Source organism: Sinomonas sp. P10A9, from assembly GCF_041022165.1.
Taxonomy (GTDB): Bacteria; Actinomycetota; Actinomycetes; order Actinomycetales; family Micrococcaceae; genus Sinomonas; species Sinomonas puerhi.
In genome coordinates this window covers 1,162,385-1,174,893 of the sequence record NZ_CP163302.1, presented here as the reverse complement: position 1 = coordinate 1,174,893, position 12,509 = coordinate 1,162,385, and the positions used below count along the sequence as shown (strand labels likewise).

The window sequence follows — 12,509 nt, the reverse complement described above, 5'->3', positions numbered from 1 at the left end:
ATGATCCTCGCGGAGCGTGCCGCGCCGCATCGGGATCGGCGAGGCGAGCACGAGGCCGACGACTCGCCTCGGGGAGGCGCGTCGCCGGCGTGGTGCTCGCCGAACAGAGCCTACTGGCCCGATTCCACGGCCAGCGCCTCGTCCGGCGCATGCTTGAACCGTTCGACTCCGCCGCTTCCCGTGGTTCCCAGTCGCAGGCGGGGCAGCCTGCTATCGAAGTCCCGAGACGGCTCCCGCAGCTCCGCCACAACGTCAATCTCGACGAGGAAGTCGCCAAGGAACGAACCCACTGTGGTTCGTGCCGGGTACGGGGGCACAACGAACTCCTCATAGCTCGCATTGAATCCTGCGAAGTCGCGGCCGGGATGGTGCAGATGCACCGTTGCCCTGACGACATGTGAGAAATCCAGGCCGTGCGCCTCCAGGACCGCAGCCAGATTCTTCATGGCTTGCACCGTCTGCTCCCCGATGGTGGTCCCCACGGTGCGGCCGGTGACGGGGTCGTGGGGTGTCTGGCCCGCCGTGAAGAGGAAGCCGTTGGCGGCGATGGCCTGGGAGTACGGTCCAGCGGAGGTGGGTGCGAGGTCGGTGAGTACCTGATGTCGAGTCATTGAGCTGAGTCCCTTCTTGAGGCCGGTCTGAAGGCGGGCATGGTTTCGATGTTCTAGAGGACCTTGGAGAGGAAGGCCCGGGTGCGTTCGTGTTGCGGATCGCCCAGGACGTCCGCGGGCCTGCCGCTTTCGACGACCACGCCTTGGTCCATGAAGACGATCTGGTCGCTGACTTGGCGCGCGAAGCCCAGCTCGTGCGTGACGACCACCATGGTCATTCCGGCTTCGGCCAGGGACTTCATGACGTCGAGCACTTCGCCCACGAGTTCCGGGTCCAACGCCGATGTTGGTTCGTCGAAGAGCATGAGCTTGGGTTTCATGGCCAGTGCGCGTGCAATCGCGATCCGCTGCTGCTGCCCGCCCGAGAGTTCCTGCGGATAGGAATGTCGCCTGTTCCCAAGACCGACCCTATCCAGCAGAGACTGCGCCTCCACAACCACTTCGTTCCGCGGGCGTCCTAGGACATGTATCGGTGCTTCCACGATGTTCTCCAGCACGGTCATGTGCGGGAAGAGGTTGAAGCGTTGGAAGACCATGCCGGCATTCAGCCGGGAACGCGCCGTCTGCCGCTCCTTCATTTCGTAGAGGCGTCTGTTCCGCTCGGAATAGCCGACCAGATGCTCGTCGACGTACAGGCGGCCGGCATCGACCTTCTCCAAGTGGTTGATGCACCGGAGGAACGTCGTCTTCCCCGAGCCGGATGGGCCGATGAGGCAGGTCACGGAGCCCCGTTCGACCTTCAGATCAATGCCCTTGAGGATTTCGGTCGAGCCGAAGCTCTTGCGCACTCCTTGGGCCTCCACCATGGCGGTACTCATCGGGCTGTCCTTGTCTTCCGTCGGCTGGTGCGTCGCGGCGACACGTCGAAGCCGCGACCATAGCGTCGTTCGAGTCTGGTTTGGAAGAAGCTCAGGATGGTTGTCATGAGCAAGTACCAGAGACTAGCGACAATGAGCAGCGGAATGGTCTGGTAGTTGTTTGCGTAGATGATCTGCGCCGAATACAGCAGGTCCGAAATTGCCAGGACGCTGACCAGCGCGGTGCCTTTGAGCATCGAAATGACCTGGTTGCCGGTCGGTGGTAGGACGACGCGCATCGCCTGAGGGAGGATGACCCGGCTCATGAGCTTGTTGCCGTTCATCCCCAGAGCCCGGGCGGCGTCGTACTGGCCCTTGTCTACGGAGCCGATGCCGCCCCGGATGATCTCGGCCATATAGGCGGCCTCGTTCAATGACAGCCCCAGCAAGGCCGCACCAAGCGGAGAGACGAGCACGTTCGCCGAGCCAATGACCACGGAGGGTCCGCCGAAAGGCAGCCCGACGGCGATCACCGGATACAAGGCTGCAATGTTGTACCAGAAGATCAGCTGCACAAGCAGCGGGGTGCCGCGAAAGAACCAGATATAGGCCCGGCTGATGGTTTTGACGATCGGGTTCGCTGAGAGCCGCATGATCGCCAGGACCGTGCCCAGGGAAATGCCGACGCTCATCGACACCACGGTGAGGAGGATGGTGAGCCCGGCTCCTGTCATGATCTGCGGGGCGAAGAGATAGGAGACAACGACGTCCCAGTGGTACCGCTGGTTCACCGCCACGTCCCACGCGGCGCTGAACGCGACAAGAATGAGGACAACGGCGATTGCGAGGCGGACGGGGTGCCTGAGCGGCACGACCGGGATGGAGTCACCCGGGGCGGTAGGAGGACTTTGCCTTGTGTCGGGGATGGTGTGTTGCTGCATAATGGTCACCTCCTATTGGGCGAAGTTGACGCGGGCGTCGGCAATGGCGCTGGATTCAAGTCCGTACTTTCCAAGGGCCTTGACATAGGAGTCGCTCTTGATCACGGTGGTGAGGGCGACGGAGACAGACTTGACCAAGCCGGAGTCCTTCGGCATACCGACGCCGACCGGCGCGAAGCCGTACTTGGCGGCGATCTCGATCTGTGGGTTCTGCGTTGCGGCGAAATTCAGGATGGGCGAATCTGCCAGGACGGCGTCGAGGCGTCCGCTGGTCAAGGCCGAAACAGCCTGACGAGTGTCCTGGAACTCGTTCGTCTGGATCTTGTCCTTGCCGCCGTCCGTGCACGCTTTGTCGAAATCCGGGACGTCGACCGTGAGCTGGTAGGAACCGGTCAGGACTCCGACCTTCTTGCCGCAGAGGGACTCCTCATTGAGCCCCAGCGGATTGCCTTTCGCGACTGCGACGGTGCTGCCCATCTGCATGTAGTCGACGAAATCAAGCACCTTCATGCGCTCCGCCGTCGGGGTCATCGAGGAGACAGTCATGTCATACCGTCCAGCCGCGATCCCCGGGATGATGGAATCGAAATTGGCTACCTGGATCTCGACCTTCACTCCGAGCGCCTCTCCGATCAGGCGTGCGACATCGGGGTTGGCACCCGTCATCTCCTGAGTGCCTTCCCGGTAGAACTGGGTCGGCGGCTCATTGGTGGGGATGGCTACGCGCAGGACCTTAGTCGCCTTGATCGATTCCGGGAGCAGCTGCGCCGCAGCCTGGTTGACCTCGAGCGCCGGGACGCCCGCGTCCTGCCCCGCGGTCCCGCCCGGCGACACCGCAGAAGCGGCGGACGTTGCGGGGGTGCAAGCCGTGACGGCAAGCAGCAGTGCTGCCGTTGCGACGGAGGCGGGGACGTGGATCCTGGAGCGTTTCGTGCCAGAGTTCGCGGTTGGGGATTTCATCGGGAGGACCTCGTTTCTGCATGGGCCATGTGGGCCTCGGGGGTCGGGGTGATGGCTTGGAACGCTTCGCTGCGGTGCCGGATCAGCTCACGGCCTTCTCCACGGAGTTCCTCGATCGTGGAAACTCCGAGGAGCATCATGGTGCGGGTCATTTCGGCCGCGAACATCTTCAGAACGTGGGCCACCCCGGCTTGGCCGGCCGCCGCGAGCCCGTAGAGGTACGGGCGGCCGATGGAGCAGGCATCGGCGCCGAGCGCAATCGCCTTGACGACGTCGGACCCACGACGGATGCCGCCGTCGACGATGACTTCAATCAGGCCCGCGGTCTTCTCGGCGATTTCGGGAAGGACGTCCAGGGGGGAGGCCATGTGGTCAAGCTGTCGGCCGCCGTGGTTGCTGACCTGGATGGCGTCGATACCAAGCTCGGCCGCGATGATGGCGTCCCTCGGATTGACGACGCCCTTGAGGATGATGGGACCGTTCCAGCGAGACCTCAGGTCCCGGATGTCGTCCCAGTCCGTCGGCTCGTAGGATCCTGCCAGCAGCGTCCGCCACATGTCAGGGGTGCTCGAAAGGGGGCCATCGGGGACGTCTGCGTCGAGGTTGGGGAAGGCGATCGCATCGTTGGCCAAGAATCCGAACGCCCACCGCGGGTGCAGCGCCCCTTCCATGACTGTCTTGGGCTTGATCGACGGCGGCGCGGTGAATCCGTTGCGGTAGTCGCGCTCCCGGTGGCCAATGGCACGGCAGTCGACGTTGACGAGCAGTGCCTCGTATCCGGCATTCGACACACGGTGGAGGACGGCCTGGAGTAAACCTTTGTCCGCGGTGGGCTCGATGTTGAACCACCGCCGAAGGCCCGGGGTGGCGGCGCTGACATCTTCCATCGTCGTGGTGCTCAAGTGGGCGAGTCCGTAGGGCACGCCTGCCGCGAGGGCCGCCCGGGCGACGGCGGTCTCGCCGTCCGGGTGGAACAGGCGGGTGCCGCCGGTCGGTGAGAGCGTCAGCGGCATCGACACCGCGCCGCCCAGAAGGGTTGAGCTTAGGTCAAGATGTTCAACCGAGCCCCATTTGGGGAGAAATGCCCAGTCCTCAAAGGACGAACGGTTGCGCTTCAGGGAGGCCTCGTCCTCGCCGCCACCCTCGATGTAGTCGAACACGCTCCCGGGAAGGCGCCTGGCGGCCAGCTTCCTCATATCCTCGACGCTGTGGCACCGCCGGGAGAGGCGCTCAGACACGGACCGGGCCGGTCCCTGCACCGAGGCAAGCGCCCTGATGTCCTTGAATCTCATGCTCTGTTCCTCCGTAGTCTGCGAATCTCTCGTGTGGCGCCCTCCTCCATCGTGATGTAGATCGCTCCCCTTCTATATGTGGATTTCTCCATAAGATTCGCTTGCATGCTGTGGTAATTTCCAACCATGGACATGAAGGACGAGGACCGCGGGGCGCCCGGTCTCAACGCGGCCGTCGTGCGGCTCTCCGACTGCATCCGACTCATGCAGGCGGATCTGGTCCACGCGAATCCCACCCCTGACAACCTGGGGCATCCGGTGCTGGACGTGCTCATGTACGACCCCCTGGACGAATGGACCAGCATCGACGACCGGATCATCCTCGCCGTCGGGCTTTCGTCCGGTTCACCGGATTTCGACCAGATGCTTCACCGGGCCGCGAACAGCAACGCTGCCGCAGTGATCGTCAAGGCCCACGGGACACCTCTGGAGAAGCTTCGATCAGCCGCCGTCAGCCACGATCTCGCCGTCCTCATCGCGCCAGACAACGCGGATTGGACGCGGCTTGTGGCACTGGCCAGGGCATCAGTGATGGGCGCCGCCGCGGATTCCGTGTCCGGCGTCCGCCTCGGGGACCTCTACGCCTTCGCCAACGCCGCCGCATCCATCACCAACGGGGCGGCGAGCATCGTCGATCCGCTCGGTAGAATCCTCGGCTACTCGACCCTGCCAGGACAGCCCATCGACGAGCTGCGCCGCGCGACGACGCTCTCCCTGCAGGAACTCAGGCCGCCAGCCTTCGATGCAGACTTCAAGGTCGTCTACGCGTCCGCGAGCGCGGTGTTCATCCCGTCAGCAGATGATGGGATGGCCAGGCTCGCGCTTGCAGTGAGGGCGGGCGGCGAGTTGCTCGGCTCGATCTGGATCATCGACCCGGGAGAAGACGGTCGAGGTGCAGCCCTGGAAGCCCTCGACAGGATTGCGCCACTGGCCGGACTGCACATGCTCCACGCACGATCGGCGTCCGATTTCGGGGAACGCCGGAACGCCGACCTGATCCGAACGCTCATGGAAGACCCAGGACATGCTCCCTTTGCCGCCGCCCAACTGGGACTCGAATCCTCCGGTGGGCTCGCCGTCGCCGCCTTTTCCATCGTCCGGCCCGAATCCGGGAGCCTGGAATCGGTACGAGAAATCCACCGGCTATTGCACCTCGTAACCACCGTCTGCACTGTGCAGTTCAGCACCAGCCATACCGCCCTCATTGATTCGGTGGTCTACGCACTCCTTCCCTTCGATGGGACTAGTTCGAGGGCCGTTCATCGGCGGGTGGTCCAAGAAATCTCGGCGTACGCCCACACGATCAGCACCTATACGCTCATCGCTGCCGTTGGCGGGGTCGCGGCCAGAGTGGAAGGCCTTCCAGAATCCAAGTCAGAGGCGCTGCAGACACTGCAATACTTGCTGCACCAGCAGGCGGGCAAGGGCGACACCCCTGGAAATACGAGTCCTTCCGTGGGGCTTTTCGAGGACTATCTGGTCCCGCTCAATCTCCTGAGGATAGGGGCATTCATCGATACGAGCGGACTCGCAGACCTCGATGACATCGTCAAGCTCCAGGCGTACGACGCCGAACAGCAGACCGACTACCTCGGCACGCTACGGACCTACATGGAGTCAAACGGAAGCATCTCCTCGATGGCGGCGCGTCTACACGTGCACCAAAACACCGTCCGCTATCGAATCACGCGGCTCGCCAAGGACTTCGACCTCGATCTCGAGGACCCACAGAAGCGACTCTGGCTCTGGCTGCGCATCACAACCATGGACCTCGCATCCAAGCAGCAGTGGTCGGTTCGGTAGGTGTTTCACGGAGGGCCGCAGACGCGACCTCACCACGATCGAGTAACCGAAACGCTCCGAGGCGTCCCCCGGCTCACCGGCCGCCGGGACGCTTCGGACGCCGTCACTCCACCGTCAGCACCACCCGGAATCGCGCCTTGCCGGACATCATGCGGTCGAAGCCGTCGGCGGCCTCCTCGAGGGGGTACGTCTCGAAGAGTGGGCGCACGCCGGTGAGGGCGGCGAACCGGAGCGTGTCCTCGGTGTCCTTCGCCGACCCGGCGGCGTGCCCGGCCACCGAGCAACCGCCGAACCAGCCGTCGAAGGGCTTGCTTTGCCGCGGCACAGGCTAGCAGGGGCGCCTCCGAGCACACGGGGCGGGCGGACGACGGCGGGCTCGTACCCGCCGTCGTCCGCTCCCCGCAGTTGACGCTCACCTCACGGCGAGCTCCCCCAACTCGGACCAGCCGTCAACCTTGACGTTGATGATGTCCGGCGTCCGGGAAAGGTAAGCGGGCAATTCCTCGGTGGCCTTCTTGAAATGCGCCGACTTCACGTGCTCGCCGCCGGCCTCGTCATCGCGGAAGGCCTCGAGCAGCACGTACGTGCTCGGGTCCGCGAGGGAACGCGACCATTCGAAGAACAGGCAGCCGTCCTCGGCGTTGGTAGCCTCCGTGAAATCCTTGGCGATTTCAGGCCACGCGTCAGCGTACTCGGGCTTGACGGGGAATTTCGCGCTGATGTAGATCAAAGTGCTCTCCTGGTTGTGGGGTGACGGAACAACGACGGCTACGTGACCATGATGGCCCGGGACCAACGTGTTTGGATCCCGCGCACCGCTCGGCTCGCGTCGCGCGAGCGGGTGGACGATGGACCCATGAGCGAGGACATGGAAATGATCCAGCGCGGCATAGGGATTCTGACCGCCGCCCTCTCTTGGGAGCCGGACGACCCGACCGCAACGGCGATGTTCAAGGAGTCGCTGAAGACTCTGGCCCGGGTGGACGACACGGTGTCGGTGTCGTTCGCGGGTGGCTCCCCGGAGCAGGCCGCTGTGCTCCAGAAGGTGCTGCCCCAGGTGGTCCGGCAGGTCATCGAGGCCATGGCGCCGGACTACACGCGCCTCGTCCTCGGGATGGCCATCGGGTTCAAGAGCGTCGCCGATGCCTACCGGCAGGACGTCCCCGCCGCGAGCATCGAGGGCATCCTCCAGGCCGCCTCGCTGCACCTCGCCGAGGGCGACGACGAGTAATCCCGGCAGCAGGCGGACGATAGCGAGTGCCCACCCGCCGTCGTCCGCCCGAGAGAGGCGTCAGGGACGCCGCGCGGCCTCTGAGTCTGTGCGGGTGGGCAGGACGAGGATCGCGTCGCCGACGGGCCGCTCCGACGTTCCTGACGGGGTGTTGACCACCGCACCCTGGGCAACGGCAGTCGTGGAGCCGCCGCCGTCGAGGTTCATCGCCTGGATCATGCCAAGGGACTGGGCGACGCCGGCCTCCTCCTTCAGGCTCAGCCCGAGCGAACTGGTCGAGCGGCCGTCTGCAGTAACCAGCATCGTGCGACCCTGGGCGTCAGTTCCAGCGAAGGTGCGCGGGTTCCGCTTGTGGACCCAACCGTAGTAGAAGCTGTTGGAGTCGTTCTGGTGGACCATGCCGTCCTGGCGGGCGGTCACGTCCTCCTTGCCGTCCTTCACGAGCATGGGACCGCCATTGACGACGCTCGTGTCCTTCGTGGTCGGCAGCCTCTTGCCGTCCTCGCCGACGGTGTCGACGTTGACCCTCAGCTTCTGCCCGATGTGGGCGACGCCGCGCAGCTGCGCGATGCCGGTGCCGGTGGCCTGGACGGTGTGGCCACCGGCCGGGACCGCGGTTCCGCGGGAGTCTGTGACGGAGGTGACGGTGCCGTGGCTGTCGAGGACTGCCTCGAGCCCTGCGCCCGTGGGTGACTTGGCCCCGAACTCGGGGGTGAAGGCCACGAGCTCATCCGGGTTGGTGCAGGTGACGTCCTGCTGGGGCAGCTCGGTGGGCTGGTCGCCCTTCTCGCCGCAGTTGCGGATCAAGCCGGGGGCGCGGTTGATGCCCGTCAGGGGCACGTTCGCGCCGTCCGCCGACAGGGAGCCGGCCCAGGTGAGGCGCTGGATGCTCGTGCGGTTGGCTGCACCATCGAGGATCAGGCCGGGGCGATCGCCAACGGGCTCGCGAAGGGTCTTGCCGCCGTAGACGCCCACGCCTGCCGGGTCCCCTGGGGCGCCGGCAGTCGGGTCGAAGACGAAGAAGCCGGCGTTGACGCCCGCGACCGCGTATTGGGCCGCAGCGAGCTGACTCGTGGTCTCGGGCGCCTCCAGGTCCGGACCGAAGGATGCAGAAAGCTCGCCGTGGTACTGCTTCGGGTCGATCGTGATGACATCCAGGTTCCACGGGCCGCGCGTCTGGCCGATAGTTCCGGCGTCGCCGTCCCAGCCGGTGTAGATGACCGACGAGGAGTAGCCGGCCGCCTTGATCTGGGCGATCAGGGCGGAGCCATCGGCCTTCACGGTGAAGTGTCCGGCACGGACCCGGTAGCCCAGAAGGCCTCCCGCGTCGGCCAGCTGCGGCGAAACCACCTGCTCAACGCGTGCGACCACACCCGCCGTCGCGAGCTTGGCGGCGACCGCCTCCGCGGCCGACTGGCTCGAAAGCGCCGATTTCGGCGCGTCGGGATCGGGTGAGCCGGAGGGGATCGCGACCTCCGCCGTCCAGAACAGCGAGCTGTCCGCGGCGCCGCGATGGATCTGCGTCAGCGTGACCCCTGGGGCGAGGGTCTTCTCGGTCCGGGTCTCCGGTAGGTCCTGGGCGCCGAGGTCAAGGTGGGCGGACGGAACCGACGCGGGCTTCGTCTGGGAAGCCTGGGTCGGACCCGCCGGACCGAGGAGAGAGGCTGAGACGACGGCCGCGAGGCCGACGGCGAGGAGGCTTCGAGGGGTCTTGGGTGAGCGCACCGTTCAAGGCTACGAAGGCGTCGAGGGTGCGGGGGCAGATCCGTGCACAGTTGGTCCAAGCTTCCCGCCGAGTTCACCTCAGCCTCGAAATGCCCCCTGCGCGGTGGGCATTCCTTGACGTCAACTGTGCGGAGGCGAGCGGCGCACGCGGTCCCCTCCCGTGGCGCCGCCGCCATCGACCGGCAGCCTGCCCTAGGGACCATTCAGGTACATCGTCACCGGTCTGCGCAGCAGCAGGACGATCGCGGGCACGGCGATCAACACGATGGGAAGGTTATAGAGGCCGAGCGCGACCGTGCTGATGCCCAGCGCCAGCGCCCAGATGGCCAGCACCCGCGCCCATCGCCGCCTGTTCAGTATGTTCACCGACGCGACCATGAGCGCGACCGCACCTAGTGCTGCGACACCAACGAAAGCCTCGGTGAGGATCAAGACGGACGCCCGGAAGTCCTCGAAGGATTCGCCTGGCATCGCACCCACGTCGAACTCGCGCCGCAGATCGTCCGAGTTGTAGTAATCCATCTGAAGGGAGAAGGTGCCCACCCCGATGAGGAGCTGGATCGCCGCCGTCGCGATGACGAAACCGACAGCGAGGCGTGTCGCGAAGCGCTGGCCCGCCTCCGTGGGCTGGCGCCGCGGAAACGGCGCGGGCGGCGTCGCGTACCCATCGCCACGAGGCCGCAGGTAGGGGTACTGAGGCTGGTTGTCGTAGGGGTATGGGGGCGGAATGTAGTCGGGCCCATCGGGCAGCTGCTCCGAGTCCCGCCGCGGGTCCTGCCTCTCCATGCAGGAAACCTAAGCAGCCGGAGGCGAACAGCACGAGAGCACAAGGGCCCGGGGTATACGCGTTCTGAAGTCGGGACCGGGACCTTCGCAACTGGCGCCGTGCACCCGCGCGCGGAAGCATTGACGCAACGGAAGGGAGCCGACATGAAGAAGGTCCTCATCGCCTATGGAACGACCGAGGGGCAGACCGAGAAGATCGCGGACGTCATCGCGGACTCCCTCCGCAGCCGCGGCCTGGACGCCACGATGCTCGACCTCAGGGATTCACAGGACGAGGCCCCGGACGCCTACGACGGCGTAATCGTCGGCGGCTCCATCCACGTCGGCAAGCACGACAAGCGCGTCGTCGACTTCGTCGAGAAGAACCGCGGCACGCTCACCTCGCGCCCCTCGGCCTTCTTCTCCGTGAGCCTCGACGCACACAGCGCCACCGGCGAGGCCGAGAAGTACGTCGACGAGTTCGAGGAGCAGACCGGCTGGCGGCCGGCCAAGGTGGCCCTGTTCGCCGGCGCGCTGCTCTTCACGCAGTACGGCTTCGTCAAGCGCCTCATGATGAAGCGGATCGCGGCGGGCAAACCCGGCACCCTCGGCACCCTCGGCACCGACACGTCGCGCGACTACGTCTACACCGAGTGGGACGGCGTGCGGCGCTTCGCCGAGGACTTCGCCGCGGGTCTCAGCGCGCCCGGCACGTGACGGCGGACGACGGCGGGGCGCACCCGGCGTCGTTCGCCGCCTCGTGCGCCGCCCCTGTCCGAATGCGGCGGGGAGCCGCAGACTCGAGACATGAAGAAGCGCGTGACGGCCGTGGGCGCGGGCGCCGCTGCGGCCCTCGTATACTGGACGGCCATCCGGCCTCGGCTCAAGAACTGGGGCGCGACCCGCGAGGAGATCACAGGCCCTTACCCGGGTGCCGAGGTGGTCCCCGACGGCGAGCGCGGAGCGACCATGGCCGTGACGATCAATGCTCCGCCGGAGAAGGTCTGGCCGTGGCTCGTGCAGCTCGGCGGCGACCGCGGCGGGTGGTACTCGTGGGACCGTCTGGACAACGGCGGCCACCCGAGCGCCAGAAGCATCCATCCAGAATGGCAGGCCCTCGCCGTCGGCGACACCGTGAAGTACTGGACGGGCCGCGACGGCGCCGTCGACGCCTGGACGGTGGCGGTCCTCGAGGCGAACCGGTTCCTCGGTCTCCATGGGCTCAGCGACCTGCGCGGCCGGCCCCTCGACCCGGCCAAGCCGCGGCCGGCGGCCTACACGGAAGGGCTCTGGGGGTTCCTCCTGAACGAGCTGCAGGACGGCGAGACCCGGCTCGTCATCGGCGGGTACCAGGCCTTCCGGCCACGATGGGTCAGCCCCCTCCTCTCCGACGTGCTCTTCCCCCCGATCGTATGGATCATGCAGGCCAGGATGCTGCGCGTGCTCAAGCGGAACGCCGAGAGCCCCGCGCCAACGGACTGATGACCCGGCGGGCGGCGGAAGTCCCCGTCCGGTGACGGCGGGCCCTTGTGCCCAAGGCCCCCATGGGGCGGGATGCCTAACATCGAGGCATGACACTGCTCCCCGGGCTCACCGCGCGCGCCTGGGTCCCGCTGTACCGGACCGCCGGGGTCGCGGCGCTCCTGTTCGTCGCCTTCGGGGTCGCGGCGCTCGCGCTCTACTTTGTCAACCCGCCGCCGGTCTCGGGCGGCGAGGCGACCCTGCACTTCATCGCGGACCACAAGGCCTCGTACATCGCCCAGCAGCTGCTGTGGCTCGTGCCGTCGCTGTTCGGGCTCGTCGTGTTCACGGCCCTGCTCCTGGCGCTGCTGCCCGCGGGGCCGAGCCTTGCGGTCCTCGGCTTCGTGGTCGGCGCGGGGTCCTGGATCGCACTCCTCGCGGTGCCGACCACGAGCGTCGGGACGCTGGCGCTGGTGACGCTGAGCGACCAGTACACGGCGGCGGACGACGGCGCGCGCTCGGCCTTCGTCGCGGCCGCGGAGGCGCTCGTGGCCGGCAACAACACCGTCACGCTCGCGGGGATCCTCACGCCGCTCGGCGTCCTCCTGATCTGCCTCCCGATGGTCCGTGGGGTCCTCCCCCACTGGACCGGCTGGCTCGGGCTCGCAACCGGCGCCCTGGGTCTCGCAAGCGAGGCGCTGCGCTTCGCCGTCGCCTCCCTCTACGCGGTCTACGGGCCGCTGCTGTGGGTGTGGTTCGCGGCGGTCGGAATCGCCCTGCTGCGGCTCGATCGGGCCTCGCAGTCCCGCTCCCGCGAGCCTCGCCACGGCGCTGGCGGAACGCAGCGGGCAACGCGGCCATAGCCCGCGACGTTCCACGAGCCCACCTGTTTCCCGGCGAGAGCCTTCCCTGCGGATGCCGGA

14 protein-coding genes are annotated in these 12,509 nt (G+C 66.6%); 5 read left to right on the top strand and 9 right to left on the bottom strand.

Annotated elements, in window-relative coordinates; genetic code table 11:
• Positions 1 to 110: 110 nt before the first annotated feature.
• The 5 genes from AB5L97_RS05375 to AB5L97_RS05355 are packed head-to-tail and all read right to left on the bottom strand — an operon-like array spanning position 111 to position 4,601.
• On the bottom strand, positions 111 to 611 hold the full coding sequence (locus AB5L97_RS05375; RefSeq protein WP_369046755.1) for a RidA family protein: 501 nt from the start codon (positions 609 to 611) through the stop codon (positions 111 to 113).
• A 53-nt stretch (positions 612 to 664) separates the two neighbouring features.
• Positions 665 to 1,429 carry an amino acid ABC transporter ATP-binding protein gene (locus AB5L97_RS05370; RefSeq protein ID WP_369046754.1) on the bottom strand — a complete coding sequence of 255 codons (765 nt, stop codon included), beginning with the start codon at positions 1,427 to 1,429 and terminating at the stop codon, positions 665 to 667.
• A complete protein-coding gene (locus AB5L97_RS05365; protein WP_369047362.1) occupies positions 1,426 to 2,349 on the bottom strand; it encodes an amino acid ABC transporter permease in 924 nt (307 codons plus the stop codon). Before AB5L97_RS05365 ends, AB5L97_RS05370 begins: the two co-directional genes overlap by 4 nt.
• A 12-nt stretch (positions 2,350 to 2,361) precedes the next feature.
• A complete protein-coding gene (locus tag AB5L97_RS05360; protein WP_369046753.1) occupies positions 2,362 to 3,309 on the bottom strand; it encodes an ABC transporter substrate-binding protein in 948 nt (315 codons plus the stop codon).
• Entirely contained in the window at positions 3,306 to 4,601 is a 1,296-nt protein-coding gene (locus AB5L97_RS05355; protein WP_369046752.1) for an alpha-hydroxy acid oxidase, read from the bottom strand. Before AB5L97_RS05355 ends, AB5L97_RS05360 begins: the two co-directional genes overlap by 4 nt.
• A 126-nt stretch (positions 4,602 to 4,727) precedes the next feature.
• On the opposite strand from AB5L97_RS05355, the gene AB5L97_RS05350 reads away from it, so the two are divergent.
• Entirely contained in the window at positions 4,728 to 6,404 is a 1,677-nt protein-coding gene (locus AB5L97_RS05350; protein WP_369046751.1) for a PucR family transcriptional regulator, read from the top strand.
• A 103-nt stretch (positions 6,405 to 6,507) separates the two neighbouring features.
• Here AB5L97_RS05350 and AB5L97_RS05345 read toward each other — a convergent pair whose 3' ends face one another.
• Together AB5L97_RS05345 and AB5L97_RS05340 are read right to left on the bottom strand one after the other, a co-directional pair.
• Positions 6,508 to 6,729, bottom strand: coding sequence for a hypothetical protein (locus AB5L97_RS05345; RefSeq protein ID WP_369046750.1), 222 nt, complete (start codon positions 6,727 to 6,729; stop codon positions 6,508 to 6,510).
• A gap of 87 nt (positions 6,730 to 6,816) precedes the next feature.
• Positions 6,817 to 7,134 carry a putative quinol monooxygenase gene (locus AB5L97_RS05340; protein WP_369046749.1) on the bottom strand — a complete coding sequence of 106 codons (318 nt, stop codon included), beginning with the start codon at positions 7,132 to 7,134 and terminating at the stop codon, positions 6,817 to 6,819.
• Between the two features lie 126 nt (positions 7,135 to 7,260).
• Here AB5L97_RS05340 and AB5L97_RS05335 point away from each other — a divergent pair, with 126 nt between their 5' ends.
• Positions 7,261 to 7,635 carry a hypothetical protein gene (locus AB5L97_RS05335; protein WP_369046748.1) on the top strand — a complete coding sequence of 125 codons (375 nt, stop codon included), beginning with the start codon at positions 7,261 to 7,263 and terminating at the stop codon, positions 7,633 to 7,635.
• A 60-nt stretch (positions 7,636 to 7,695) separates the two neighbouring features.
• Here the strand turns inward: AB5L97_RS05335 and AB5L97_RS05330 are convergent, their stop codons facing one another.
• A complete protein-coding gene (locus tag AB5L97_RS05330) occupies positions 7,696 to 9,360 on the bottom strand; it encodes a phosphodiester glycosidase family protein (RefSeq protein ID WP_369046747.1) in 1,665 nt (554 codons plus the stop codon).
• 192 nt (positions 9,361 to 9,552) lie between these two features.
• Positions 9,553 to 10,146: a hypothetical protein gene (locus AB5L97_RS05325; RefSeq protein ID WP_369046746.1), complete on the bottom strand. Its 594-nt coding sequence runs from the start codon at positions 10,144 to 10,146 to the stop codon at positions 9,553 to 9,555.
• Between the two features lie 144 nt (positions 10,147 to 10,290).
• On the opposite strand from AB5L97_RS05325, the gene AB5L97_RS05320 reads away from it, so the two are divergent.
• From AB5L97_RS05320 to AB5L97_RS05310, 3 genes are all read left to right on the top strand, one after another.
• On the top strand, positions 10,291 to 10,842 hold the full coding sequence (locus tag AB5L97_RS05320; protein ID WP_369046745.1) for a flavodoxin domain-containing protein: 552 nt from the start codon (positions 10,291 to 10,293) through the stop codon (positions 10,840 to 10,842).
• 90 nt (positions 10,843 to 10,932) lie between these two features.
• Positions 10,933 to 11,607, top strand: coding sequence for a hypothetical protein (locus AB5L97_RS05315; RefSeq protein WP_307958736.1), 675 nt, complete (start codon positions 10,933 to 10,935; stop codon positions 11,605 to 11,607).
• An 89-nt stretch (positions 11,608 to 11,696) separates the two neighbouring features.
• Positions 11,697 to 12,449, top strand: coding sequence for a DUF4386 family protein (locus tag AB5L97_RS05310; RefSeq protein ID WP_369046744.1), 753 nt, complete (start codon positions 11,697 to 11,699; stop codon positions 12,447 to 12,449).
• Positions 12,450 to 12,509 lie beyond the last annotated feature (60 nt).

Bases quoted from the DNA above. Each gene is read 5' to 3' on its own strand.
- AB5L97_RS05320 (WP_369046745.1), top strand. From the start codon at position 10,291: ATGAAGAAGGTCCTCATCGCCTATGGAACGACCGAGGGGCAGACCGAG.
- AB5L97_RS05315 (WP_307958736.1), top strand. From the start codon at position 10,933: ATGAAGAAGCGCGTGACGGCCGTGGGCGCGGGCGCCGCTGCGGCCCTC.
- AB5L97_RS05350 (WP_369046751.1), top strand. From the start codon at position 4,728: ATGGACATGAAGGACGAGGACCGCGGGGCGCCCGGTCTCAACGCGGCC.
- AB5L97_RS05325 (WP_369046746.1), bottom strand. From the start codon at position 10,146: ATGGAGAGGCAGGACCCGCGGCGGGACTCGGAGCAGCTGCCCGATGGG.
- AB5L97_RS05360 (WP_369046753.1), bottom strand. From the start codon at position 3,309: ATGAAATCCCCAACCGCGAACTCTGGCACGAAACGCTCCAGGATCCAC.
- AB5L97_RS05370 (WP_369046754.1), bottom strand. From the start codon at position 1,429: ATGAGTACCGCCATGGTGGAGGCCCAAGGAGTGCGCAAGAGCTTCGGC.
- AB5L97_RS05375 (WP_369046755.1), bottom strand. From the start codon at position 611: ATGACTCGACATCAGGTACTCACCGACCTCGCACCCACCTCCGCTGGA.
- AB5L97_RS05355 (WP_369046752.1), bottom strand. From the start codon at position 4,601: ATGAGATTCAAGGACATCAGGGCGCTTGCCTCGGTGCAGGGACCGGCC.
- AB5L97_RS05365 (WP_369047362.1), bottom strand. From the start codon at position 2,349: ATGCAGCAACACACCATCCCCGACACAAGGCAAAGTCCTCCTACCGCC.
- AB5L97_RS05335 (WP_369046748.1), top strand. From the start codon at position 7,261: ATGAGCGAGGACATGGAAATGATCCAGCGCGGCATAGGGATTCTGACC.
- AB5L97_RS05310 (WP_369046744.1), top strand. From the start codon at position 11,697: ATGACACTGCTCCCCGGGCTCACCGCGCGCGCCTGGGTCCCGCTGTAC.